Source organism: Meridianimarinicoccus aquatilis, from assembly GCF_004358675.1.
GTDB lineage: Bacteria > Pseudomonadota > Alphaproteobacteria > Rhodobacterales > Rhodobacteraceae > Meridianimarinicoccus > Meridianimarinicoccus aquatilis.
Genome location: NZ_SMZO01000027.1, coordinates 17,955 through 40,408, shown reverse-complemented (window position 1 = coordinate 40,408; position 22,454 = coordinate 17,955). Strand labels below are relative to the sequence as shown.

General features: G+C 59.1%; 22 protein-coding genes. 14 read left to right on the top strand and 8 right to left on the bottom strand.

The genetic code is table 11. The features are described 5' to 3' along the window. The first annotated feature begins 257 nt into the window (after nt 1–257). The 9 genes from E2L05_RS12510 (at nt 258) to E2L05_RS12470 (ending at nt 7,956) form a co-directional block, all read left to right on the top strand. The gene (locus E2L05_RS12510) at nt 258–842 is read left to right on the top strand and encodes a Na+/H+ antiporter subunit E (protein ID WP_133343248.1); all 585 of its coding nucleotides are present in this window, start codon (nt 258–260) and stop codon (nt 840–842) included. Next, nucleotides 839–1,090, top strand: a complete 252-nt coding sequence (locus tag E2L05_RS12505) for a monovalent cation/H+ antiporter complex subunit F (RefSeq protein WP_133343247.1) — start codon at nt 839–841, stop codon at nt 1,088–1,090. The genes E2L05_RS12510 and E2L05_RS12505 overlap by 4 nt, the downstream gene beginning before the upstream one ends. Continuing rightward, on the top strand, nt 1,087–1,380 hold the full coding sequence (locus tag E2L05_RS12500) for a monovalent cation/H(+) antiporter subunit G (RefSeq protein ID WP_133343246.1): 294 nt from the start codon (nt 1,087–1,089) through the stop codon (nt 1,378–1,380). Before E2L05_RS12505 ends, E2L05_RS12500 begins: the two co-directional genes overlap by 4 nt. Further along, nucleotides 1,377–2,279 (top strand): hydrogen gas-evolving membrane-bound hydrogenase subunit E, encoded by a 903-nt coding sequence (gene mbhE, locus E2L05_RS12495; protein WP_133343245.1) that lies wholly within the window; start codon nt 1,377–1,379, stop codon nt 2,277–2,279. Before E2L05_RS12500 ends, mbhE begins: the two co-directional genes overlap by 4 nt. After that, the gene (locus E2L05_RS12490; RefSeq protein ID WP_133343244.1) at nt 2,276–2,551 is read left to right on the top strand and encodes an NADH-quinone oxidoreductase subunit K; all 276 of its coding nucleotides are present in this window, start codon (nt 2,276–2,278) and stop codon (nt 2,549–2,551) included. The genes mbhE and E2L05_RS12490 overlap by 4 nt, the downstream gene beginning before the upstream one ends. Further along, a complete protein-coding gene (locus E2L05_RS12485) occupies nt 2,544–3,989 on the top strand; it encodes a complex I subunit 5 family protein (protein WP_165971751.1) in 1,446 nt (481 codons plus the stop codon). The genes E2L05_RS12490 and E2L05_RS12485 overlap by 8 nt, the downstream gene beginning before the upstream one ends. Further along, nucleotides 3,986–5,458, top strand: coding sequence for a complex I subunit 5 family protein (locus E2L05_RS12480; protein ID WP_133343242.1), 1,473 nt, complete (start codon nt 3,986–3,988; stop codon nt 5,456–5,458). Before E2L05_RS12485 ends, E2L05_RS12480 begins: the two co-directional genes overlap by 4 nt. Next, nucleotides 5,455–7,158, top strand: coding sequence for a complex I subunit 5 family protein (locus tag E2L05_RS12475; protein WP_133343241.1), 1,704 nt, complete (start codon nt 5,455–5,457; stop codon nt 7,156–7,158). Before E2L05_RS12480 ends, E2L05_RS12475 begins: the two co-directional genes overlap by 4 nt. Before the next feature lie 90 nt (nt 7,159–7,248). Further along, nucleotides 7,249–7,956 carry a GntR family transcriptional regulator gene (locus tag E2L05_RS12470; protein WP_133343240.1) on the top strand — a complete coding sequence of 236 codons (708 nt, stop codon included), beginning with the start codon at nt 7,249–7,251 and terminating at the stop codon, nt 7,954–7,956. Here the strand turns inward: E2L05_RS12470 and E2L05_RS12465 are convergent. Beyond that, nucleotides 7,953–8,387 (bottom strand): nuclear transport factor 2 family protein, encoded by a 435-nt coding sequence (locus tag E2L05_RS12465; RefSeq protein WP_133343239.1) that lies wholly within the window; start codon nt 8,385–8,387, stop codon nt 7,953–7,955. The genes E2L05_RS12470 and E2L05_RS12465 overlap by 4 nt on opposite strands. A 231-nt stretch (nt 8,388–8,618) precedes the next feature. On the opposite strand from E2L05_RS12465, the gene E2L05_RS12460 reads away from it, so the two are divergent. The 4 genes from E2L05_RS12460 (at nt 8,619) to E2L05_RS12445 (ending at nt 14,476) form a co-directional block, all read left to right on the top strand. Next, nucleotides 8,619–9,791, top strand: a complete 1,173-nt coding sequence (locus E2L05_RS12460) for an ABC transporter substrate-binding protein (protein ID WP_133343238.1) — start codon at nt 8,619–8,621, stop codon at nt 9,789–9,791. A gap of 75 nt (nt 9,792–9,866) precedes the next feature. Further along, a complete protein-coding gene (locus E2L05_RS12455) occupies nt 9,867–10,742 on the top strand; it encodes a branched-chain amino acid ABC transporter permease (RefSeq protein ID WP_133343237.1) in 876 nt (291 codons plus the stop codon). Nucleotides 10,743–10,745: 3 nt separating this feature from the next. Then, the gene (locus tag E2L05_RS12450; protein ID WP_133343236.1) at nt 10,746–13,256 is read left to right on the top strand and encodes a branched-chain amino acid ABC transporter ATP-binding protein/permease; all 2,511 of its coding nucleotides are present in this window, start codon (nt 10,746–10,748) and stop codon (nt 13,254–13,256) included. After that, nucleotides 13,253–14,476, top strand: a complete 1,224-nt coding sequence (locus E2L05_RS12445; protein ID WP_133343235.1) for an amidohydrolase family protein — start codon at nt 13,253–13,255, stop codon at nt 14,474–14,476. Before E2L05_RS12450 ends, E2L05_RS12445 begins: the two co-directional genes overlap by 4 nt. 138 nt (nt 14,477–14,614) lie before the next feature. On the opposite strand, the gene E2L05_RS12440 is transcribed toward E2L05_RS12445, so the two are convergent. The 6 genes from E2L05_RS12440 to kynU form a co-directional block, all read right to left on the bottom strand. Beyond that, entirely contained in the window at nt 14,615–14,875 is a 261-nt protein-coding gene (locus E2L05_RS12440) for a hypothetical protein (RefSeq protein ID WP_133343234.1), read from the bottom strand. A gap of 188 nt (nt 14,876–15,063) precedes the next feature. After that, the gene (locus E2L05_RS12435) at nt 15,064–15,867 is read right to left on the bottom strand and encodes a carbon-nitrogen hydrolase family protein (RefSeq protein WP_133343233.1); all 804 of its coding nucleotides are present in this window, start codon (nt 15,865–15,867) and stop codon (nt 15,064–15,066) included. A gap of 2 nt (nt 15,868–15,869) precedes the next feature. Further along, a complete protein-coding gene (locus tag E2L05_RS12430; RefSeq protein WP_133343232.1) occupies nt 15,870–17,027 on the bottom strand; it encodes a M24 family metallopeptidase in 1,158 nt (385 codons plus the stop codon). 103 nt (nt 17,028–17,130) lie between these two features. Then, the gene (locus tag E2L05_RS12425; RefSeq protein WP_133343231.1) at nt 17,131–18,339 is read right to left on the bottom strand and encodes an acyl-CoA dehydrogenase; all 1,209 of its coding nucleotides are present in this window, start codon (nt 18,337–18,339) and stop codon (nt 17,131–17,133) included. A 63-nt stretch (nt 18,340–18,402) separates the two neighbouring features. Further along, a complete protein-coding gene (locus E2L05_RS12420; RefSeq protein WP_133343230.1) occupies nt 18,403–19,578 on the bottom strand; it encodes an amino acid aminotransferase in 1,176 nt (391 codons plus the stop codon). A gap of 16 nt (nt 19,579–19,594) precedes the next feature. Then, nucleotides 19,595–20,785, bottom strand: coding sequence for a kynureninase (gene kynU / locus E2L05_RS12415; protein WP_133343229.1), 1,191 nt, complete (start codon nt 20,783–20,785; stop codon nt 19,595–19,597). A gap of 158 nt (nt 20,786–20,943) precedes the next feature. Between kynU and E2L05_RS12410 the strand changes: the two genes are divergently transcribed. Beyond that, the gene (locus tag E2L05_RS12410; RefSeq protein ID WP_133343228.1) at nt 20,944–21,630 is read left to right on the top strand and encodes a GntR family transcriptional regulator; all 687 of its coding nucleotides are present in this window, start codon (nt 20,944–20,946) and stop codon (nt 21,628–21,630) included. On the opposite strand, the gene E2L05_RS12405 is transcribed toward E2L05_RS12410, so the two are convergent. Then, on the bottom strand, nt 21,627–22,454 hold the full coding sequence (locus E2L05_RS12405; protein WP_133343227.1) for a sulfite exporter TauE/SafE family protein: 828 nt from the start codon (nt 22,452–22,454) through the stop codon (nt 21,627–21,629). The genes E2L05_RS12410 and E2L05_RS12405 overlap by 4 nt on opposite strands.

Sequence of the window (22,454 nt, the reverse complement as noted above, 5' to 3'; positions counted from 1 at the left end):
CTTTGGGGTGCCTTTTTCATTTGTGGCCCGAAGATTTCACCGCCTCCGTGACAGAATGCAGACGCAGAAAAATTTTTAAAAACTCGGGATGAAGTTTCCCCTTCATGCGTTCTTGTCAGGACTGTGGTGCGCAGGTCGCGCCGCTTCAAACATGCAAGGAGAGCACAGGGTCCGGGCCCCTCTGGCAACCGCAAGGCAGCAGGTTGTGATGTCGGAACCTTCTATCAGCGCCAATTGACGCTGCCAAAGGAGATCCGATGAAGGTACGACACGACTTCCCCCATCCCTATGGGCACACTTTGGCTGACAAAGGCGCGACAACCTCGGTTGCCGGGGTAAGTTCCCCTTCAAAATCCGGGCGTCTGCGTGGCGCATTGGGTACGACCCTTGCGTTGACCGCGATTTGGGCCGGATTGCATTGGGATGATCCAAGCAGTTGGGCTGTCGGTGTGCCGACCGTGATCGGTGGTGGTGCGGTGGCCTTGCTCTTGCCAGCATCGTGCCCCCCGCGCCTGTCGTTTTTTGCGGCCGCAGGGTTGGCTACTTTTGCGGCTCTGGGTGTTTTGCGCGGTGCGGTTGATGTCAGCTTTCGCAGCCTGAATCCAAGTGCGCTTCAACCCGGGTGCCTTGAATGGCGCACAACCCTTCCTGAGGGTCGCGCCCGGCGCCTTTTTGCGTTGCTGATCACGCTTATGCCCGGAACGCTGACAGCCAGGTTAAAGGATGATCTTCTTGTGGTTCACGCGCTGAATCCGCCTGAAACCGTGACCGCAGAACTGGCCGAGCTCGAAGCGCGCATCGCGCGGCTGTTTAGAAACCCCAAAGTTGGAGAGGCGTCATGATCATGGAAATGTTGGCATTTTGCACATTGCTCGCCACCTTGGGCGCTGTGCCGCGTCTGATATCGGGACCAACCGGGGCTGACCGGATTGCAGCGGCGCAACTTGCGGGGACCGGCACAGTGGCGACGCTCGTGTTGTTGGGAACTGCGAACGGCGTGCCGGGTTATTTTGATATCGCCCTCGTGTTCGCCGCCCTTTCGGCCGTCGCTGGCGTTGCCTTCGTCGCGTTGCGGAGGCGTGGGTCATGAGCACAGTGCTTGATATTCTGGGCACGGCGATGATGACGGCAGGAACCGGGTTCCTGTTGATGGCGGCGTTCGCCTTTTGGCGTTTGCCTGATTTGCTGTCCCGACTGCACGCCCTGACCAAGGCAGACACAGCCGGGGTGGCGCTGATCGTGTGCGGTGCTGCGTGTATGACCAGCGGGATCGCGGCTGTGCTTTCCCTTGTTCTGTGCGGCGTGCTTGTTGCGCTTTCCGGCGCGACGACCGGCCATCTGATCGCACAAGCCTCCCTTGAAGACGAGGAACGGGCATGACCCAGCTTTTTGACGCGCTTCTTGCGGTTGGGATCGTTGGCGTTGCCGTTGCGGCTCTCTTCGCAAACGACAGGTTTGCGGCCGTCGGGGCCTTCATGGTGATGGGATTTTTGGTGGCCTTGTCCTGGGTGCGTCTTGGCGCGCCTGACGTGGCCTTGGCCGAGGCGGCCATTGGGGCCGGTTTGACCGGCGCATTGTTGCTGCGAAGTGCTCGGCGTTTGCGGGTTGAACCTAAGATGTGCCAATCGCGCTGGTCTGTTGCAGCTTCTGGCCTGATATCCATTGGCTTCGCCGGTCTGCTGTATGCAGCGATCACTTCGGTGCCGACGGTCCCTGCGTACCCGCCCTTGGTTGCCGAGCGCTTGGGCGAAAGCGGCGTGAGCAACCCGGTAACCGCTGTGCTGCTGAACTTTCGTGCCTGGGACACGTTGCTTGAGATCGCGGTGCTTTTCGTGGCCTTGGTTCTTGTGATTGTGGTGCCGGTTTCTCGCGTGCGTCCCGCGCCGTTGGGGGAAATGGTCGTGCCCTTTGCAAAAGTCGTGGTGCCCCTTTCGGTGCTGATCAGCGGCCACTTGTTATGGCAAGGCGCTGACGCGCCCGGCGGCGCCTTTCAGGCGGGCGCTGTTCTTGCTGGCGGTGGGCTTGCGCTTGTGCTTGCCGGAGCGATGCGTCTGAAAAAGCCCCTGCAGGGGGGGATCCTGCGCGCGACAGCCCTGAGCGGCCTCGCTGTGTTTGGCGCAGCGGCAGTCGCGACAGCTGCGCTGACCGGACATCTGCTTGGCTATCCCGACGGGCAGGCGAAGATTTGGATCCTCGGCATCGAAGCCGTGCTGACCCTCGCCATCGCCGCCACGCTTGTACTTCTCTTTCACGGCTCCGTCCGAAGGGTTCCGAAATGACCTCTGAAACCATGTATATTCTTGCGGGTGTGCTGCTGGCCGCGCTTGCGATGCACCGTCTGTGCACTGCGCGCGATGCTCTGGCGCGTATTCTTGCCCTGAATGTCCTGTCGGTTGGCATTGCCATGCTCATGCTGCTGGCCGGGCGGGTGGCTGGGGTCACCGATGCCGTGCCGCAAGCCTTCGTACTGACCGGGATTGTGGTTCTGGTAGCGGTCACAGCCGCCCTTTTGTCACTGGCCGAACGGATTTCCGGAGGCGATGATGACTGAAGCCTATGTTCTTGCATTGCTTCCTTTCCTTGCAGCGGTGGGGGCGGCTGCGACGCCGCGCATGGCGGCCATTTGGGGTCTTTGTGCGACCTTGATAAACCTTGGCGCGTCGATCTTGCTGGCGGCGCGTATCCTTTCGGGCGGCGACATGCGCGCTGATCTGGGGGATTGGCCCGCGCCGCTGGGAATATCGCTTGTGGCTGACGGTCTTGCGGCCGTGATGCTGTCGATGACCGCGATTGTTGCCACCGCTGTGGCGCTTCAGGCGATGTCCTGGGGTCTTGTTCAGCCGCGCGGCGGTCAGCAACGCTCGCGTTTGCAGGCTGGTTTCTGGCCTCTTTGGCTGGCGACGCTTGGGGCGTTGAACGCACTTTTCCTGTCTGGCGATTTGTTCAACATCTATGTCACGTTCGAAATCCTCGGACTTTCTGCAGTCGGTTTGACCGCGCTCACCGGATCCCGCAATTCCCTGCGTGCTGCTTTTGATTACCTGGCCGCCGGGCTTGCCGGGAGCCTTGTGTTTCTTTTGGGTGTTGCACTGGCTTATGCGGCCGTGGGCCGTGTCGATCTGGCGGCGGTCCCGGCGTTGGTGGACACCGCAACCGGGCGGCTGGCCCTCGGACTGATCTTCGCCGGTCTTGCGGTCAAGGCGGCGCTGTTTCCGCTGCACTTCTGGATGCCTGCGGCCCATTCCAGCGCGGCCCCCGCTGCAAGTGCGGTCTTGTCTGCATTGGTGGTAAAGGGCGCATTGTACCTTGCACTGCGGATCACGATTGAGGCCGGGGCGGGCATTGAGGTGCTTCGTATTGCGCTGGCCGTGTTGGGTGCTGCTGGAATGCTCTGGGGGTCATGGATGGCCTTGCGGGCCGAGCGCCTGAAACTTCTAGTGGCCTATTCGACGGTCGCGCAGATCGGGCTTATCACCTTGGCCATCGGCGTGGCGGATGATCCATCGACCAGTGCGATGTGGCAGGCGGCAGCCTTGTTAATGCTGTCTCATGCTCTGGCCAAAGCGGCCATGTTCCTGGCAGTCGGCCGCATTGCCGAAGAGTTGGGCCATGACCGCATTTCCGGCCTGAACAGAACAGATCTGCGTCCGGGTGTTGCGGAATTTGCCTTTGCGATTGCTGCGGTCAGTTTGATCGGTCTTCCGCCGACGGCGGGTTTCATCGGGAAATGGTTGCTGATTGATGGGCTTATCGATCGCGGGGCTTGGGTCTGGATTGCCCTGTTGCTGGGCGGCACGGCGCTCTCGGCTGCGTATCTGTCGCGGGTGGTTTCGCGCTGCTTGCGCGGGGGGCCACATGTTGCGCCCGGCGCGCGCCGACCTGAATGGCGCACGGGCGATGTGGCCGCCCTTGGGCTTGCCACAACTGCATTGGCGCTTGGCCTTGGCTCTGCGCTTCCTTTGACACTTCTAAACGGGACCGCCCTATGACCGAACTGTTGCCACTTGCCATTCTGATGACGTCGCTCTGTGCGGCGCCGATCATTCTGGCAATCCCGGAACGTGCCCGGACGCTGCGCACCACGATCAATCTGACAGCGGCGACGCTGAAGGTCGGGTTGGTTGCGTGGCTTTCCATTGCCGTTGCGGCTGGAGGCGAGTTCAACTTGCGCCTTGGCATCGCACCGGGTCTGGATCTGCATCTGCAGGCCGATGCGCTGTCCGTTCTGTTCCTTGCGCTGTCTGCCGTGCTTTGGTTTCTGACCACGATCTATGCAATTGGCTATCTAGAAGGTGGGGCCGACCGTAGCAGGTTCTTCGGCTTTTTCAGCCTGTGCGTCGCGGCGACAGTCGGCATTGCCATGGCCGGTAACCTGTTCACTTTTCTAATCTTCTTTGAACTACTCACGCTGGCGACCTGGCCGCTGGTCGTGCATCGGGGCACGGCGGAATCGCACCGCGCGGGCCGCATCTATCTAGCCTATACGCTGGGTGGCGGGCTTGCTCTGACATTGGGGACCGTTTGGCTTTATGCCTTGGCCGGAGACGTGCCCTTTGCCCCGCGCGGCGTTCTTGGGGACCTGCCGCAGACTGCGCCGTTGGCTTTGACTGCAATCTTCGTGCTGCTGATTGCCGGTGTCGGCGTCAAGGCGGCTCTTTTCCCGCTGCACGGCTGGTTGCCATTGTCCATGGTTGCTCCAGCTCCGGTAAGTGCGTTGTTGCATGCGGTCGCCGTGGTCAAGGCCGGGGCGTTCGGAATCATGCGGATCGTGTACGACGTCTATGGCGTTGAAACGGTGCAACTGCTTGGGTTGGCCGCGCCTTTGGCCGCCTTGGCTGCGGTAACGATCATCTGGGGGTCTGTGCGTGCGCTTACGCAGGACGATCTGAAAAAGCGGCTGGCCTATTCAACGATCAGCCAGGTCAGCTACATCACGCTGGGCGTCGCGTTGTTGTCACCTGTGGCAGCGGTGGGTGGGCTCGCACATTTGATCCATCAGGGAATTATGAAGATCACACTCTTTCTGGCCGCCGGTAATTTTGCCGAAGGCAGAGGGGTGAAGACCGTCAGCGCAATGGACGGCATGGGCCGGTTGATGCCCGGCGCGACCATCGCGTTCACCATCGGATCGCTTGGCATGATCGGGGTGCCACCGCTCGCGGGCTTCGTCAGCAAATGGTATCTCGGGTCAGGCGGGCTTGATGCAGGGCAACCCATGGTGATTGCGCTTCTGGCGGGGTCGAGCCTGCTGAATGCCGCCTATTTCCTGCCCATCCTCTATCGAGCGTGGTTTCGCGATCCTCCGGAAGGTGCGCCTGTCAAACGGCGTATTGGTTGGATGCTTGCCGTGCCACCCGCCGCGACAGCCGCGCTGATCCTTGCCGCGGGTCTGCTCGCCAATGCCCCGTTCAGCCCGCTCGGCTGGACCCGTTTCATCGTATCACTGGAATACCTATGATCTCGCTTCCTCTTTGGCTTATCCCCGCCGCACCATTGGCCTTGCTGATCCTTCTGTCTCTGAAGGGTGCGCGCGGCGCTGTTCGTGGTCTTGTGCCCTTTGCGCCGGTGCCGGCGCTGCTTGCCGCTCTGGCCGATCCATTGCCCCTGCCGATCACGCTTGATTGGCTGATGCTGGGCACGCAGTTCGCCCTGACAGACTTGGCGGCGACATTTTTGTTGTTCACATCGGTTTTATGGGGGCTTGCGGGTTGGTCCGCCATGCGGATGCTGGCTGCTGATCCTCAGCGCGACCGTTTTGCCGCTTTGTTCCTGTTGGCGATGGCGGGCAATCTGGGTCTGTTGATCGCGCAGGATATTGTGAGTTTCTATGCGTTCTTCGCGATGATGAGCCTTGCATCCTGGGGGCTTGTGTTGCACGGCGGCGGCGCTGCGCAGCGCCGGGCAGGGCTGGTCTACGTTGTCTTTGCCGTGGCGGGCGAAGTCGCCTTGTTTGCCGGGCTGGCGTTTGCTGCTCATGCTGCTGGCGGTATCACTCTGGCTGAATTGCGCGGCTCGGATGTGCCGACCGTCGCGGCGGTGCTGATCGCCGCGGGTCTGTTGGTTAAATTTGGCGCAGTGCCGCTTCACCTGTGGTTGCCGCTTGCCCACTCGGCTGCGCCTTCACCTGCAAGTGCTGTGCTGTCGGGCGCGATGCTGAAGGCTGGGCTTTTCGGGTTGATCGTCCTTTTGCCGCCGGGCCTTGATCCAACTCCGCAAGCCGCCACCCTGTTGGCTGCGATGGCGCTGGCCGGGCTGATTGTGGCGCCGGTTCTGGGTTTGATCCAAGGCGATCCAAAGGCCGTTTTGGCCTATTCCAGTATCGGACAAATGAGCCTGATGGCACTTGGCTATGCCGCAGGATTGGCAGCGCCGCAGGCTTGGCCGGTGATCGCTCCGGCCTTGGTTCTGCTGGCGACGCACCATGCCTTTTCCAAGGCCGCGTTGTTTTTGGGGGTGCCTGTCGTTTGGACGGCAAGGCCGGGTATGGCGCGTGCCGCGATCATTGCCGCACTGCTTCTTCCGGCGTTGGCTCTTGCCGGGATGCCGGGCACCAGTGGTTGGTTCGCAAAAGAAGCGTTGAAGTCGGGACTGTCGGCTGCCCCTGCCGGTTGGGCCGTATGGAGTGGCGCGGCATTGCTTGTAGGCAGCTTTGGGACGGCTCTGTTGATGGTCCGCGCCTTGACGTTGCTATCTGCTACGCCTCACAAATCCGACATTCCTGTTGATACGGCTCTGCCTTGGGGTGCCATGATGGCAGCTGTGATTGTCGGGCTGTCTGTCAGCGGGCTGCAACTACCGGCTCAAAAGCCTGTGCATGTGGGGGATATACTGCCAATTCTTGCGGCCGTTCTGTTGGCTTTTGCTGGTAGTGCTGCATTCCGCTATGGCCGGATCGCGTTTACCCCGCCGCGTCCTGGCGAAATTCTTGCCCTGTTTCAACGCGAACCTGCGCCGACACCCCTGCTTGCGCTTCCAGCGCCCCCAAGAAGCGGTCGTGCGTTGGCGCGGCGGCCCAAGCGGCGGATCGCAGCGCGCCCTGAACAGGGTGGTCTGGCGATCCTTACGCTTGCAGCAGGTTTGGCTCTTGTGGCGTTTCTGGCCGATGCGCCCCCACCAATCGAACTTGGCAATCCATCCGTCGACGTCGCCCCGAAATGAACAGTCAGCCCCTGTTGTGGCCACACGAATGTGGTGGCACTGTGTGACTTAGCCGATCTTGCGCCGGGATCGGACAACGAGACGTCATTGATGCCGAACCGAACACCTGCAGAAAACCGGTCCGAAATGATCTGCGCTGCAATGCGATCTGCCATTCTGGAACGAGCCTTGCTTCCGGGGATGAAGCTTCCCGAAGACTCTTTGGGAGAACGGTTTGGTGCAAGCCGCACATTGATCCGACAAGCTTTGGAACGGCTTGCCGCCGAAGGGTTGGTTGAGTTGCGCCGTAACCGGGGGGCGGCCGTGGCATCACCCAGTCTGGAAGAAGCGCGGGATTTGTTCGAATTGCGTGCCCAGATCGAAGATGTGGTGATTGCTCGGCTTACGGGGGCCCTGAGCGACGCGCAAAAAGCCGCTATCGAGGCGCATATCGAGCTTGAGGCGGCGGCCAGCGATGGGGCAGAGCCGATTTCTATTCGTCTGGCGACCGAATTTCATATCTTGCTTGCCGAGCTGACTGGCAGCCCTGTTCTGATCCGGTATGTCAGAGAGATCGGCTATCGCTGCGGGCTGACGCTGTCTTTGTTTTCGCGTCCGCATTCGACCCATTGTGGAATACAAGAACATCGCGAGATCCTCGCGGCGCTTTTGGCTGGCGATACCGAGGCTGCAAAGACAGTTGCCCGGTCGCATTTGGCCGCTGTATCAGAACGTGCCTTGTTCAAAAGCAGCGATCCGGGCGGTTTTTCGCATCTCGACGCGCTGGAGCCGTATGCCTCGCAGGTTCGCAAACGCTAGGCGATGATGCCCTTGCGAGTCAAAATACGCTCTGCGCTGTCGTTCCAGACATCCATTTTCACGATCTTGCCGTCCGTCACCACGAAACGGTCCACATAGCGGTTACCGTCAAATGGTGTGCCATCTGGCCATTCGCCATAGAGATAGCCGGTGGAATAGACCACGATCCCCTCTGCCCCTTGTGCCACATCGAATTGGCGCATGTCTTTTTTTACCCATGCATACCGCGCCGCGTTCACAGCGGCAGGGCCCGAGGGGTGATCAAAGACTTTGCCGCCGGTAAAAGTGATCAAAACCTTGTCCGCCATGAACGTCGCCGCGCGGACCGGATCGGGCACCATGGATGCTTCGAGAAAGTCATGCACGATCCGGGCTTCTTGGGGCAGGGCATCCAGATCGATTTCAGGGCGAGTGGCAGCAGTGTCGGTCATGGGGCAATCCTTGTCTTGTGCGATTCGTGTCTTGGGTAGCCGCAGGCGGCGGGCACATACTGCATACGATAATATTATACAAAAATTGCATGCAATTTGCGCGTTGGTCGTCAAAGCGGATGAATTTGGCGTCTTGGCAGGCAGTTTGCGTGGGTGAATGTTTGACTTGCGGGCATTTGGCTCACGGCATGGGACAAGACTTGACCCATGACCGCTCCAAAGGAGACCTCCATGACCGCACGCCTTCCTTTCACACGACGCGCCGTACTAGCGGCCGTGACCTCTGTTTTGCTTTCTGCGGGATTGCCTGCGCAGGCGCAGGATGACCCCATCAAAATCGGGCTGGTTGCCGCACTGAGTGGGCAGTCCGCGAAATCAGGCGAGTCTATCACGCGCGGAATTACGATGGCACTTGACAAGATCAACGGCGAAGGCGGCGTTTTGGGGCGACCGCTCGAACTGGTGAGCCGCGATGATGAAAGCAACCCGGGCAAGGGGCTTGTGGCTGCGCGCGAGCTTGTACAGCGCGAGAAGGTGGCCGCGCTGATTGGGGGGCTTGATACGCCCGTCTCGCTCGCGATTGTGCCATTCGTGAATGGCGCGAAGATGCCTTTCCTCGGGCCTTGGGCGGCCGGCACGCCGATCACGCAGAACGGGGCAGAAGAGAATTACGTATTCCGTGTGTCTGCCGTCGATGAAATCGTTGACGAAGCCATAGCCGAGTATCTTGTGGCTGAACGCGGTGTATCCAAACCGGGTATGATTCTGATCAACAACCCTTGGGGCGAGTCCAATGAGAAGGGACTGACCAAAGCGCTGGAGGCGCGGGGGATGGAACATGCCGGGATCGAAAAGTTCGAAAGCAACGATGTCGATGTGGTGCCGCAACTGACACGCTTGAAAGAGAACGGGGCCGACGGTTTGTTTCTTGTGGCGAATGTTGCGCCCTCTGCGCAGGTGGTCAAATCCCTTGACCGAATGGGCTGGGATGTTCCGATCGCGTCCCATTGGGGGCCAGCCGGTGGCCGCTTTACGGAGTTGGCTGGTCCAAGCGGGGAAAAGGTACACTTCATCCAGACCTTCATTTTTACAGACCCGGCGCATCCGCTGTTCATGAAGCTGCAAGAGTCGTTCCCCGAGATCGAAACCCTTGCCGACGTGACCCCGGCCACCGGCATCGCCAATGCGTATGACTCGACGCTTTTGTTGGCGGCTGCGATTGAAGCTGCGGGCAGCACGGATGGCCCGGCAATTCGTGAGGCCATGTATGGTCTGAGCGGCGTAGAGGGCGTGATCAAGACGTATGACACCCCGTTCACTCCTGACAATCAGGATGCGCTTGGGCCCGATGACTATGTGTTCACTCACTTCGTCGAAGGCGAGATTATTCCGCTGGCCAAGTGACTTGTGTCCCCAACTGCGTCCCGGCTCAGGCTGGGGCGCATTTTTAGATCCCTCACATCATTGGTCGGAGTAGCCATGACCCTTTTGATTGCCGCGCTTGTCAGCGGGCTTGGCCTTGGTGCCATGTACGGCCTTGTCGCCTTGGGCTTTCAGATCACATACTCGGTCTGCGGGCGCGTGAATTTTGCGCAAGGGTCTATGGTCATGTTGGGCGCGGTGCTGGGATATGTGCTGACCGTCCGCGCCGGGCTGCCGGTCATTGTTGCTTATCCACTGGCTTTGATCGGATGCGGTCTGATGGGCGTTGTGGTCGAAGCGTTGCTGGTGCGCCCGTTCGCCAATCGCGGGTCCGATGCTTGGCTCATGGCCACAGTCGCCGGAGGGATCCTGCTGGATAACGCGGTTCTGTTCACTTTCGGGAACGAGCCCCGAAGCCTGTCGTCGCCGTTGGTTGAAACAAGCTGGCAGATACTTGGAACCGGCGTGTACCCTCAGCAACTGCTGATCCCGGTTGTTGCTATTGGCGCGGCCTTGGCCTTGCAGCTTCTGTTCCGCCGCACCCGTCAGGGCCGGGCCTTGCTTGCTGTCGTGCAAAACCCGCAGGCGGCACGGCTTATGGGGATCAATACCGGGCTCATGATTTCCGGGTCTTTCGCGTTGTCCGCAATGCTGGCCGGGGCGGCTGGCCTTCTTATTGCGCCGCTGTTTTCAGTGCATTCTGACATGGGCACCCTGTTTGGCATCAAGGCGTTTGCCGTGGCCATCTTGGGGGGAATGACATCTGCTTGGGGGGTGATGCTGGCAGGCTTCCTGTATGGTTTGGTAGAGGCATTTGTGACCACATATCTTGGGTCTTCATATACTTACATCGTTGTTTTCGCGCTGTTGATTGCAGTGCTGGCCATAAAGCCAAGCGGTCTTTTTGGCACCGCTGCATTGCGGAAGGTCTGAGCAATGCGTGTTCCAGCCTCTGCTCTTTTGCTTGATGCGGTAATTGTCGCCCTGACGCTTTGTGCGGTGCTGCTTTTGGGTCTCACTGATGGATACACGCAGTTCGTGCTGGGCATGGTCGCAATCTGGACAATTCTGTGTGTCGGTTTGAACGTCTTGTTTGGGCTGACCGGGCTGGTGTCGTTGGGCCAGGTTGGGTTTTTTGCCATCGGGGCCTATGCCAGCGCAATCGGGTTACAGGCCGGGCTTGGGTTTACGCTGGCACTTCCACTGGCGGCGCTTGTTGCTGGCGCGGTTGGCTGTCTGTTGGCGATCCCTGCTGTGCGTATGGCGGGACCGTTTCTGGCGATGGTCACCATCGCGTTCGCTTTTATCGTCGAACACCTTGCCATTGAATGGCGCGGCCTGACCGGAGGGCAAAATGGGTTGATGGGGTTTCCGGCCCCAGGTTTGTTTGGCTTTCCTTTGGGCGAAAAAGGCCTGATCATTTTTGCAATTGTCTTGGCCGGTGCGATGTTGCTTGCCTACAGGCGCTTCGCATCGAGCGGATGGGGTACTGCCATGGCCGCGCTGCGTGACAGTGATGTCGCTGCGGCGTCATTGGGGTACAATCCCTTTGGGACTAAACTGGCTGCGTTTGCGATCGCCGCCGGCGCTGCCGGGTTGGCAGGCGGTCTGTTCGCACCGCTGATGATGTTCATCGCCCCGAGCAATTTCATCTTGTCGCAATCCATCTTGTTCTTGTTTGCAGTCATTCTTGGCGGCAGCGGGACCGTTCTGGGGCCAGTGGTCGGCGCGTCTGTTGCGGTGTTCCTGCCAGAGCTGCTGTCGGGCTTCGCCGAATATCGTTTGCTGTTCTTCGGGGCGCTGCTGATTGCGGTTCTGTTGGCAGCGCCGCGCGGGATCGTCGGCACAATCGCGGCCTTCCTGCCGCGCAGGCCGAACCGGGCCGCGCCTTCCGCCCGCGAGGATGTGTTGACTTGGCTCGCACCGCAGAAAGGCGGGAAAGGGCTGTCAGTGCACGAGCTTGGCATCGCCTTTGGTGGATTGAAGGCCGTCGATGGGGCGAGTTTCAATGCGAAAGCCGGGCAGGTGACCGCGATCATCGGGCCCAACGGGGCGGGCAAGACAACATTGCTGAACATGATCTCGGGTTTTTATGTGCCGGGAACAGGCCGGATAACATGCGGAACGACGGATGTAACCGGTATGGCGATGCATGTTGCGGCGCGCGTTGGTATCGCCCGGACATATCAGGCGACGCGCTTGTTTGGGGCCCTCACAGCCGAGCAAAACGTCATGGCGGCCTTTGCGCGGGGGGCATTTGGCAGGCCGTTTCGTCCTGTGGCAACATCTGAGGCAAGGGCGCTCGCCCGTGGGTTGTTGTCGTTTACCGGCTATGCCGGTGATGCTGAAACTCTGGCCAGCGACTTGCCCCATGTTGACCGGCGTTTGGTGGAAATTGCACGCGCGCTGGCTATGCGGCCGGATGTTCTGCTGCTGGATGAGCCTGCGGCGGGTTTGATGCATGCCGACAAGATGGCGCTGGCGCAATTGCTGCGCGAAGTCGCCGATCTAGGACTTGCCGTGGTTTTGGTCGAACATGACATGGAAATGGTCATGGGCATCTCGGATGGGATTTTTGCAATGGATGCGGGGCAGCCCATTGCCTTTGGAAGTCCCGAGCAAATCCGCGTCGATGCCCGCGTCATCGCCGCCTATCTGGGCGAGGGGGAGCCCGATGCGCCGACCCGTGCCTTGGGGCATGCTCCGGGAGAAATGGTGACGCTTGTCGCGCGGGGCTTGTGCGCGGGCTACGGTGCGGCGGACGTGCTGCACGATGTCGACCTGACCGTAAAGCGCGGTGAAATGGTGGCGTTGCTTGGCGCAAACGGCGCGGGCAAGTCAACTTTCCTCAATACCTTGTCTGGGTTGGTCGCGCCGGGTAGCGGACGCATCGTTCTGAACAATACCAATATCGAAGGCATCGCGCCTCACCGCATTGTCGAAGCAGGATTGATCCTTGTTCCTGAAGGGCGGCAGGTCTTTCCCGATCTCACAGTCGAGCAGAACATTGAACTGGGAGCCTACCGGCGAAAGTCCCGGCCTGCCGCTTCGGAGTTGGAAGCGTTGTTGACCCGGTTTCCGCGCCTTCGGGATCGATTGAAAAGTCCCGCAGGCTTGTTGTCGGGGGGAGAGCAGCAAATGATGGCGATCGCACGGGGGCTGATGGCACAGCCACAGGTGCTTGCGCTCGACGAGCCGTCGCTTGGTCTTGCCCCTGCGATGGTTGAAGAGCTGTACACCATTTTGGCCGAACTGCGCGACGAGGGCGTGACGATCCTGCTGGTGGATCAAATGGCAACCCTGGCGCTTGCGGTTGCGGATCGCGGCTATGTTTTGGAACAGGGCCGCATCGTCGCAGAAGGTAAGGCAGACGCTTTGAAACAAAACGACGCTTTGATCAAAGCGTATCTCGGCGGGTCGACTGAAAGTCGGGAGGCGGCACAGTGAGCTTTGAATTCGTCGTGCGAAACGCGGTGCTGCAGGATGGGGCCGCACCTGTGGATATTGGCATAAGCAACGGAAAGATTGAAGCAATCGCGCCGGAACTCGTAACTTGCGCGAAGACACTTGATGCGGGGGGTAATCGCGTAATCCGGGGTTTTGCCGACAGCCATCTTCATCTGGACAAGGCGTGCCTGTTGGATCGGGTCAGTAACCCGGCGGGAACTTTGGCAGGGGCGATCGCAGCAGTTACAGTCGCCAAACGTGACTTCACGCAAGAAGACATCTACGCCCGTGGGCGCAAAGTTCTTGAAAAAGCCATTGGTCAGGGCACGACGCTGATCCGTACGCAGGTCGAGATTGATCCCGGCGTCGGGCTTGCAGGGTTCGAAGCGGTTCGTCAGCTCAAAGTGGACTTCGCATGGGCGCTGGACTTGCAGATTTGTGTGTTCCCTCAAGAGGGGCTGCTGAACTATCCCGGTACTGAAGAGTTGCTTAGGGCGGCGTTGGATGGCGGCGCGGACCTGTTGGGCGGATGCCCCTACACCGATACGGACCCGGCGGGGCATATCGCGCGCATTTTCGATATGGCCCGTGCCTATGACGTGGATTTGGATTTTCATCTGGATTTTGATCTTGATCCCAACTGGCGGCACTTGGACGAGGTCGCGCGCCAAACAATTGCCTATGGTATGCAAGGGCGTGTCGCGATTGGCCACGTGACCAAGCTGTCGACTTTGCCGCCCGCGCGGTTAGCCGAAACTGTTGCGTTGATGCGCGATGCAGGGATTGCTTTGACTGTGCTTCCGGCGACCGATTTGTTCATGACGGGACGCGACCATGACCACCTTGTACCGCGCGGCGTGGCACCGGCTCACGCGTTTCACGAGGCGGGCGTGTGCTGCACAGTGGCCACAAACAACGTACTGAACCCGTTCACACCATATGGGGATTGCTCGCTTCCACGTATGGTCAACCTTTTCGCCAATGTGGCGCAATTAGGCAGTGAAGACGCGTTGAGCCGATGCTTTGCAATGATCACCGATGACCCGATTCGGTTGTTGGGGCACGATGCCGCAATTGTTGAGGGAGCGGCGGCCGATCTGGTTGCGCTGCCGGTAAGAACGGGTGCAGCAAATGTCGCAGAAATAGGTCGCCCGCTTTGGGGGATGAAGGCGGGCAGGATGACTTTTGATGCCCCCGCACCCCGTTTGTTTATGCCTTGATGGTGCTCGGCTCAGAATGTGGTCTGGAAATGAAAGACACCGAACCAACGGGGTCCGGTGCCTTACATATTTCATGCGCGATCCGAATTACATCGGTTGCAACAAGGGCTTATGTACCCCTATGGCTGAAAAATTCGCTTAATCGAGGCAAAGGAACAGATATTCCGTATCGCCGTAGTTACCCGATGGCTTTGATGATGCCAATTCAGCTTTCGATTTGCCCGCGCGGTTACAGGTCTTCGCCGCCATTTCATAAGCGGAAGACACCGGAGCGCCCAGAGGAACAGTAATATCAACACTGTCGCCATTGAAGTCTGAAACATAAGGCGCCGGAACGGTGCATCCTGCGATGGCAAGCAGTCCAACGGCTGCTGCAATCGTTACTATTTTATTTTTCATTGTTTTTCTCTCCCTGTGCCCCGCGACCTTAGGCGTATATTCTGACACGGCAACCATTTTGTTAATGTGCGCTAGATTTAGCCACATAAATGGCTGAATTCAGAAGAGAGGATTGGTTAATTTTCGAAACAAACGCTTTGTGTCCGTACAAATCGGCACAGCCTAACAGAGAAATTCGGCGCGATTTCTTAAAATTGACCTTTTTTAGACCACGGCAATTTGTGCCTATCGGTGAAATAAGGAAGACGGTCTCGGGCTAATGCAACTGCTGATTGTTCCAGGCGCGCCCTTAACAAACTGGCATCAGTTCCTGCCCGTGCCAAGGTGGCCCCATTTGGCGCAACGATGCAGCTTCCGCCAAAATATTCCAAATCACCCTCATTTCGACAATAGTTGGCGTAGCACAGAAATACTCCGTTTTCGAATGCACGGGTGGGAATGACACAGTCAGCAACAATCCCCCATTCCGCCCCGAGAGCCGTTGGTACAACAACCAGATCCGCCCCCGCCTGCACGACATGGCGAAGGGTCTCGGGGAACTCCACATCATAGCAGATGACGATTGCAATGGTGAACGCCCCGAGGCTGAACAACCTACACCCGTCGTCGGGGGCAAAGTGATCCCCTTCGAAGCCGGGGGGGAGCAGCAGTTTGCGATGGTGGCCCGCCAACTCGCCGAACGTGTTGATACACAGCGCGGAATTGTACAGCTTGCCTTCAGCGTGTTCGGCATACCCATAGACAATCGCGGTATTGTGCATGCGGGCTAGCGTCGCAATCTTCTGTGCGAAAGGCCCGTCACGGGTTTCGGCCCGTGCGTTCACGCGATCCCCGATATTGTAGCCGCATTGAAACAACTCTGGCAGCACCACTAAATCCAGCGGCTCTGCGTGATGTTCGGACAAAACGGATGCGAGCCAACACAACCGATCTTGCGGCGTATCAAGATCTGCAGGGCATTGAGCCACAGCCGCGTGAAGGTCGTTCGCCAAGGTCAGGCCTTGCTTAACAAAATTTCGCGCGGATAGTCGGTCAAGTATTCTACCCCGGTCTGCGTGACCACGACAGAGTCGCCAATCCGGCCAGCGGTGACGCCATCGACCGAGATCCCTCCGTCCACTGCGAAGGTCATGCCGGCTTGCAACACTGTCTTGTCGCCATGTTTCAACTCTGGCGCTTCAAGATAGGCCACGCCGATGGACCGACCGGTGCGATATCCAGTTTCGTATCCACGTGTGCGATAGACCTCATTGGCGGCGGCAGCCACATCCTCAGCCAACACACCCGGGCGGATCGCGGCAATAGCTGCTTGCTGCGCTTCAATCGCCGCCAATTGAACAGCGCGGTCGCTGTCCCGCACATCGCCAATATGGAACATTCGGTCAAAGCCAAGCTTGTACTGCTTGAATTGCGCCATATTGCAAAAGCAGAAATAGACGGGATCGAAGGTCTGATAGGCACGCACACTCGCGCGGCGGTGCACCATCGAAGCGTCTGCACCGCTTTGCAGGATCTGTAAATTGTGGATCATCGGAGACACAAACCTGTCCCAGCCTTTGTTCGTCAGAAATCCGGCCGCCTTGCGCGATCCCGCATCAATCACGGCGAGCGCGGACTCATATTCCTGTGCACCTTCAACAAGGCTGTCATGGGCTGCAGCCATCATGGCCCCGGCGATTTGGCCAGCTTTCTTCATGATGTCGATCTCAAAAGGCGTCTTGATCATCCGCATCGCGCCCAGCACCGGCGAGATATCGCCAAGGGGAACGCCCGGAAATGTGTCGTCCAGATGGTTTCTGACGATGGCGGGCAGGGTGCCCCTTTCCACCCATATCTTGTCAGGTTTGTCGCCCAGTGCTGCCTCTAGGACACGGCCCCAACTGCGCGGGCCAATGTCGTCCCACACACGAACGTCTTCAACCCAGGTCATGGCGCCGACCATTTCGGATTCCATCAGGGGTGTGATAACGACCGGACCTTCAGTAGCGTCGAGAACAAGCATTGTCGGGCGACCAAATTCGATACCCAAATACCCCCAAATTCCTGCCAGATATGCGATGGAACTTTCATCCGTGAACACAGCTTTGCGGATGTCATGATCCTTCATCCGGTCCTGAAGCTGCCGCGTTCGGATCTTGGCTTCATCAAGCATTGTGGCCTCTTCAGTGTTGGATCGGGTCAACGTGGAACCTGACAGCTGCGCAAAGCGTGCGTTGCCGCTTTTGCACAGGGCAAGCGCTCGTTTTCAAAAACTCTCAGAAGAACGCTTGAAGGCCAGTAATTGCACGGCCAAGGATCAGCGCGTGCACATCGTGGGTGCCTTCATAAGTGTTGACCGTTTCCAGGTTCTGGGCGTGGCGCATCACTTGATACTCTTCTGAAATCCCGTTCCCGCCGTGCATGTCGCGGGCCATGCGCGCGATTTCCAGAGCTTTGCCGCAATTGTTCCGTTTTACGATTGAGATCATTTCGGGTGCGGCGCGGCCTTGGTCCATCAATCTGCCAACCCGCAAGCTGGCCTGTTGACCAAGCACGATCTCGGTCATCATGTCCGCCAACTTCTTTTGGTAAAGTTGTGTTTGTGCCAAGGGCTTGCCAAACTGCACCCGATCAAGGCCATAACTGCGTGCGGCGTGCCAGCATAGTTCTGCGGCGCCAAGAACCCCCCAGCTGATCCCATACCGTGCGCGGTTCAGGCAGCCGAACGGGCCTTTCAAACCCTCTACACCGGGAAGCAGAGCCTCTTCGCTGACCTCGACATCCTGCATCGCAATCTGGCCGGTGATTGACGCGCGCAGGCTCAGTTTACCGCCGATTTTCGGCGCGCTCAGTCCCGGTGTGCCCTTGTCCAGAACGAAGCCGCGGATCTTGCCGCCATGGGCCTCGGACTTGGCCCAGACGATGAACACATCTGCGATAGGGCTGTTGGAAATCCATGTTTTGGTTCCGTTCAGAACATACCCCGCCTCTGTCTTGCGCGCGGTGGTCTTCATGCCGGCAGGGTCCGACCCGGCATCTGGCTCTGTCAGCCCGAAACAGCCGATCCACTCGCCACTGGCCAGCTTTGGAAGATAGTGGTGTTTCTGCGCCTCGGTGCCATAGGCGTTGATCGGATACATCACCAGTGACGATTGCACCGACATCATTGACCGATAGCCGCTGTCGACTCGTTCCACCTCGCGCGCGACAAGGCCATAGCTGACATAAGACGCACCAAGCCCACCGAACTCTTCGGGAACGGTCATCCCCAACAGGCCCATCTCGCCCATTTCCCGAAAGATCGACGGGTCGGTGACTTCGTCGCGGTAGGCGTCCGTAACACGCGGTTGCAGCTTTTCTTGTGCAAAGGCGCGTGCCGCAGATTGCAGCATACGTTCATCTTCGCTGAGTTGATCATCAAGGCGCAGCGCGTCTGACCAGTCAAAACTGGACAGGTTCGGGGCGTCTTTGTGAATCATGTTCATGGCTGTCTCCGGCATTTGGAAGCCCCGTGGCGCCGGGGCAAGTCTTCGGGCACCGCAGGCCCCTTAAAGCACGTCGGCAATACGCTCGCACACAGTCGGTATCATGCCTGCGTTCAAACCGGCAATGTTGATCCGTCCGTCGCCAACAATATACACACTGTGCCGGGCGCGTAGATCCTCCACTTGCCTGGGCGACAGACCCAACCGTGAAAACATGCCCCGCTGGGTGGCTATTGTTGCGAAACGATCCGACCGGGTTTTCTGTTTCAGGCCCGCTGCAAGTTCGCCGCGTAAACTATTGATGCGTATACGCATTCCGTCAATTTCAACTTGCCAGTCCTCGCGAAGTGCCGGGTCGTTAAGCACCATCGTGACAATGCGCGCGCCATGGTCGGGCGGAAAGGAATATGTTTGACGATTGAGATGGGCAAGCGCGCTGCGAAGCGCCGTTGCCTGTTCAGATTTTTCGGCGAGGCCCAACAGCACGCCGGCCCGATCCCGGTACACTCCAAACGTCTTTGATCCGCTCACTGCGACCAACATCTCGGGACAACGTTCTGCCAGCATTCTGACCGGGGCTGCATCAGCGTCAAGTCCGTCCCCGAACCCCAAATAGGCCAGATCCACCAGCGGGAGCAATCGGCCCGCAGCCAAACAATCTGCCACTGCGGACCATTGCGCCCGGTCGGGGTCTATGCCGGTTGGATTGTGACAACAGCCATGCAGCAAAACAACATCGCCTGCTCTTGCAGCCGATAAGTCCTCCAGCATGCCAGCGGCGTCCAACGTGCCGTCCTGCGCTGCATATCTATACCGGTGCACGGGCCGCTTTAGATGCGCAAGAATGCTCTCGTGATTGGGCCAAGTGGGCGCGGGCAACCAGATGGCCGCGTCAGGTGCCGACAGCGCAACCAGGTCGAACGCAATCCGCAAAGCCCCGGTGCCACCGGGTGTGGCCGCAGCGGCAATCCTGCCCGTGCCAAGTGTTCCTAGCACCAGCGATGTCATGGCGTTGGCAAAATCCGGCGCCCCTAACAGGCCCACATAAGACTTTGTGTCTTGGTCTTGCCAAAGCTGTTTTTCGGCCGCCCTGACCGCCCGCATAACCGGGGTGCGGCCTGCCTCGTCGCGATAAACACCCACGCCAAGGTCAATCTTGTCCTTGCGCGGATCGTCACGATACAGTGCCATAAGCCGAAGAATTGCATCTTCGGGGTAGGCGGGCAAAGCAGTGAACATCCGGTGTTCCCTTCGATTAGGTGACGCGCGCACGGGTCTGATACTTGGGGTCGCGCCATATTTCGGTCTGTATCACGTCACAGATATGATCGGCGGCCGCGCTGATGTCGTCTTCATCAAGATAAAGCGGGGTTATACCAAAGCGCATGATGTCGGGCGCTCTGAAATCACCGATGACGCCCCGATCAATCAGCGCCTGAATGGCCGCATAGCCATGGGCAAAGTGGAACGAAACTTGGCTGCCACGCTGCGCGCCGTCGCGGGGCGAGGCAAGGCGCAAGGCTGGGCAACCTGCTTCGACCTTTGCGATGAAAAGGTCAGATAGGGCTATTGATGCCGCACGAATATCGGCCATCGTGACGCCGTCCCAAACATCCAGCGCGGCGTCGAGGATCGACAGTTGTACGACGGGGGGCGTTCCGACGCGCATGCGTTCCGTTGATGGGGCAGGGCGATAGTCAGGGTCCATCGCAAACGGTGCCTCATGGCCCATCCAGCCTGCCAACGCGGGGTTGACCAAGGGCGCGATATCTGGCCGGATGTGGATGAACGCTGGCGCGCCGGGACCGCCGTTCAGGAACTTATAGGTGCACCCGACAGCGAATTCGGGCGCGCAGCCCGCGATATCAAGCGGGACAGCCCCGGCGCTGTGGGCCAGATCCCAGATCATCACCGCGCCAGCGGCATGGGCGCGTGCGGTGATGGCCGCCATATCATGCAACCGCCCTGTGCGATAATCGACCTGCGTCAGCATCACGACGGCAACATCATCGTTGATCGCATCTTGCACATCGTCGGGCGGCGGCGTGCGCAGCACATGGCCCTTGGCCAGTGTGTCGATCAAACCTTGGGCCATGTATAGGTCGGTGGGAAAGTTGCCACTGTCGGACAAAATCACCTTGCGATTTGGTCTCAGCTTCAGCGCTGCGTCGAGCGCCTGATAGACCTTGATCGACAGCGTGTCTCCCATGGTCACGCTTCCCGGTTGCGCCTTGATCAGCGCGGCGACCCTGTCACCGATACGCGCGGGAAGGTCCATCCATCCCGCACTGTTCCATGCCTTGATCAACTCAAGGCCCCATTCCTGCGTTATTGTATGCGCCGCGCGCTCAGCAGCAGAGCGAGGCAGCGGCCCCAGAGAGTTGCCATCAAGGTAGATCACGCCATCGGGCAGATCAAAGTGGTGTTTGCGCAGGATGGTGGTCATCGGCTTTCCCTTGGCAAGTACCCCGTCAAGCCGGGCCTTTGTTATGCTGCGCACCCGGCGAGGCTTCAAGCAAAGCTGTGCAATAATTCCTGTGCGTCTTGGTACGATCCATGTCGAAAACGGTTCCGGTTTGAGCCGTGGGCGGGTAAGTTCATCAAATGAAAGACGATAGCCATACCGACGCTGCACAATCTGGTGACGGCGCTGCGCCGCGCAAAGTGCACAGTACGCATATCGCCGCCGAGTTGGAGGCCGAGATTATCTCGGGTGACATCACGGCCGGAACCCGGTTGGATGAGCAAAGCCTGACCCGCCGCTTCGGGGTGTCTCGCACGCCGGTGCGCGAGGCATTGCACACTCTTGTTGCGCGCTCGCTGGCCGAACGAATCCATTATCGCGGGGTCGTCGTGACCGAGATCACGCGGGATCGGGTTGAACAGATGTTTGACGCCATGGGTGAAATAGAAGCCATGTGCGGGCGTCTTTCTGCTGAACGCATGAGCATTGGCGAACGTGCCGGGCTGGAAGACCTGCACCGCCGCATGGGCAAAATGATGGCACAGGGCGACACAGCGGATTATGAGACAGCGAACGGCGAGTTTCACACCATGATCTTGGAGGGCACGCACAATCCGGATCTGATAGAACTTGGAAACAAGCTGCGGCTTAAGCTGGCCCCGTTCCGCAAATCACAGTTGCGCAGCGCAGAGCGGATCGAAAAATCCAACGCGGAGCATGCCGCGATCGTCAATGCGATTTTGGATCGCGACCCTGCCGAAGCAGACCGCACGCTGCGGCGCCATCTGATCAGCGCCGCACGCGAAGTGCTTGCACGCATGCCTTAACCCAACAGCCCCGACAACATTCGCAGGGATGTCAAAAACAGGAACACTGCGAAAATCCGCTTGATCCAGACCGTATCCAGCCCGTGCGCGATACGTGCCCCGATCGGCGCGAAGCTGACTGAAAATGGCAGGATGACCGCGACACCGATCAAGTTGACATAGCCGAGCGACAGGGGCGGTCTGTCCGGCACGCTCCAGCCCGATATCACAAAACCGAAGACGGCGGGCACCGCAATCAAAAATCCGAACGCTGCTGCCGTTCCAACGGCTTTGCGCATCTCGACCGAAAACGCTGCCAGTATAGGAACCGACAGCGTTCCACCGCCAATGCCCATCAACGCCGACAGCAATCCAGTTACGGCAGAAATGGCAGCATTCACTGCCCGCGATCCCGGCAGGTTCGCAGACAGTACAAGGGTTTTGGGCGTAGCCATATTCACCGCTACCAAAAGGGCTATCCCGCCAAAGACCGCTTTCAATCCATCCGCATCAATGAACCTTGCGACAAGGCCGCCCGTCAATGCGCCCAAAACGATTCCCGGCCCCCATAGCCGCAGCAGGCCGCGATCAACCGCGCCGCGCCTGTCATGGGCCCGTGCCGAAGACACCGACGTAAAAATGATTGTCGCAAGTGATGTTGCCACGGCCATATGCATGGCAATGTCGGGCGGAAATGCGGTAAAAGACAAAATCCAGAACAGGACCGGCACAAGGACGATCCCGCCCCCAACGCCAAGAATCCCTGCCATTAGTCCAGCGGCAACGGCCGCGATAACGAGGCTTGCGGTCAAAGCGGCAAGATCAAATGTCGAGAGGTGTTCCAT

Coding starts and splice junctions, on each gene's coding strand:
- E2L05_RS12450 (WP_133343236.1), top strand. CDS start 10,746: ATGCGTGTTCCAGCCTCTGCTCTTTTGCTTGATGCGGTAATTGTCGCC.
- E2L05_RS12430 (WP_133343232.1), bottom strand. CDS start 17,027: ATGCTTGATGAAGCCAAGATCCGAACGCGGCAGCTTCAGGACCGGATG.
- E2L05_RS12410 (WP_133343228.1), top strand. CDS start 20,944: ATGAAAGACGATAGCCATACCGACGCTGCACAATCTGGTGACGGCGCT.
- E2L05_RS12505 (WP_133343247.1), top strand. CDS start 839: ATGATCATGGAAATGTTGGCATTTTGCACATTGCTCGCCACCTTGGGC.
- E2L05_RS12475 (WP_133343241.1), top strand. CDS start 5,455: ATGATCTCGCTTCCTCTTTGGCTTATCCCCGCCGCACCATTGGCCTTG.
- E2L05_RS12490 (WP_133343244.1), top strand. CDS start 2,276: ATGACCTCTGAAACCATGTATATTCTTGCGGGTGTGCTGCTGGCCGCG.
- E2L05_RS12510 (WP_133343248.1), top strand. CDS start 258: ATGAAGGTACGACACGACTTCCCCCATCCCTATGGGCACACTTTGGCT.
- E2L05_RS12425 (WP_133343231.1), bottom strand. CDS start 18,339: ATGAACATGATTCACAAAGACGCCCCGAACCTGTCCAGTTTTGACTGG.
- E2L05_RS12500 (WP_133343246.1), top strand. CDS start 1,087: ATGAGCACAGTGCTTGATATTCTGGGCACGGCGATGATGACGGCAGGA.
- E2L05_RS12465 (WP_133343239.1), bottom strand. CDS start 8,387: ATGACCGACACTGCTGCCACTCGCCCTGAAATCGATCTGGATGCCCTG.
- E2L05_RS12485 (WP_165971751.1), top strand. CDS start 2,544: ATGACTGAAGCCTATGTTCTTGCATTGCTTCCTTTCCTTGCAGCGGTG.
- E2L05_RS12480 (WP_133343242.1), top strand. CDS start 3,986: ATGACCGAACTGTTGCCACTTGCCATTCTGATGACGTCGCTCTGTGCG.
- kynU (WP_133343229.1), bottom strand. CDS start 20,785: ATGACCACCATCCTGCGCAAACACCACTTTGATCTGCCCGATGGCGTG.
- E2L05_RS12470 (WP_133343240.1), top strand. CDS start 7,249: ATGCCGAACCGAACACCTGCAGAAAACCGGTCCGAAATGATCTGCGCT.
- E2L05_RS12440 (WP_133343234.1), bottom strand. CDS start 14,875: ATGAAAAATAAAATAGTAACGATTGCAGCAGCCGTTGGACTGCTTGCC.
- E2L05_RS12405 (WP_133343227.1), bottom strand. CDS start 22,454: ATGGAACACCTCTCGACATTTGATCTTGCCGCTTTGACCGCAAGCCTC.
- mbhE (WP_133343245.1), top strand. CDS start 1,377: ATGACCCAGCTTTTTGACGCGCTTCTTGCGGTTGGGATCGTTGGCGTT.
- E2L05_RS12455 (WP_133343237.1), top strand. CDS start 9,867: ATGACCCTTTTGATTGCCGCGCTTGTCAGCGGGCTTGGCCTTGGTGCC.
- E2L05_RS12420 (WP_133343230.1), bottom strand. CDS start 19,578: ATGTTCACTGCTTTGCCCGCCTACCCCGAAGATGCAATTCTTCGGCTT.
- E2L05_RS12460 (WP_133343238.1), top strand. CDS start 8,619: ATGACCGCACGCCTTCCTTTCACACGACGCGCCGTACTAGCGGCCGTG.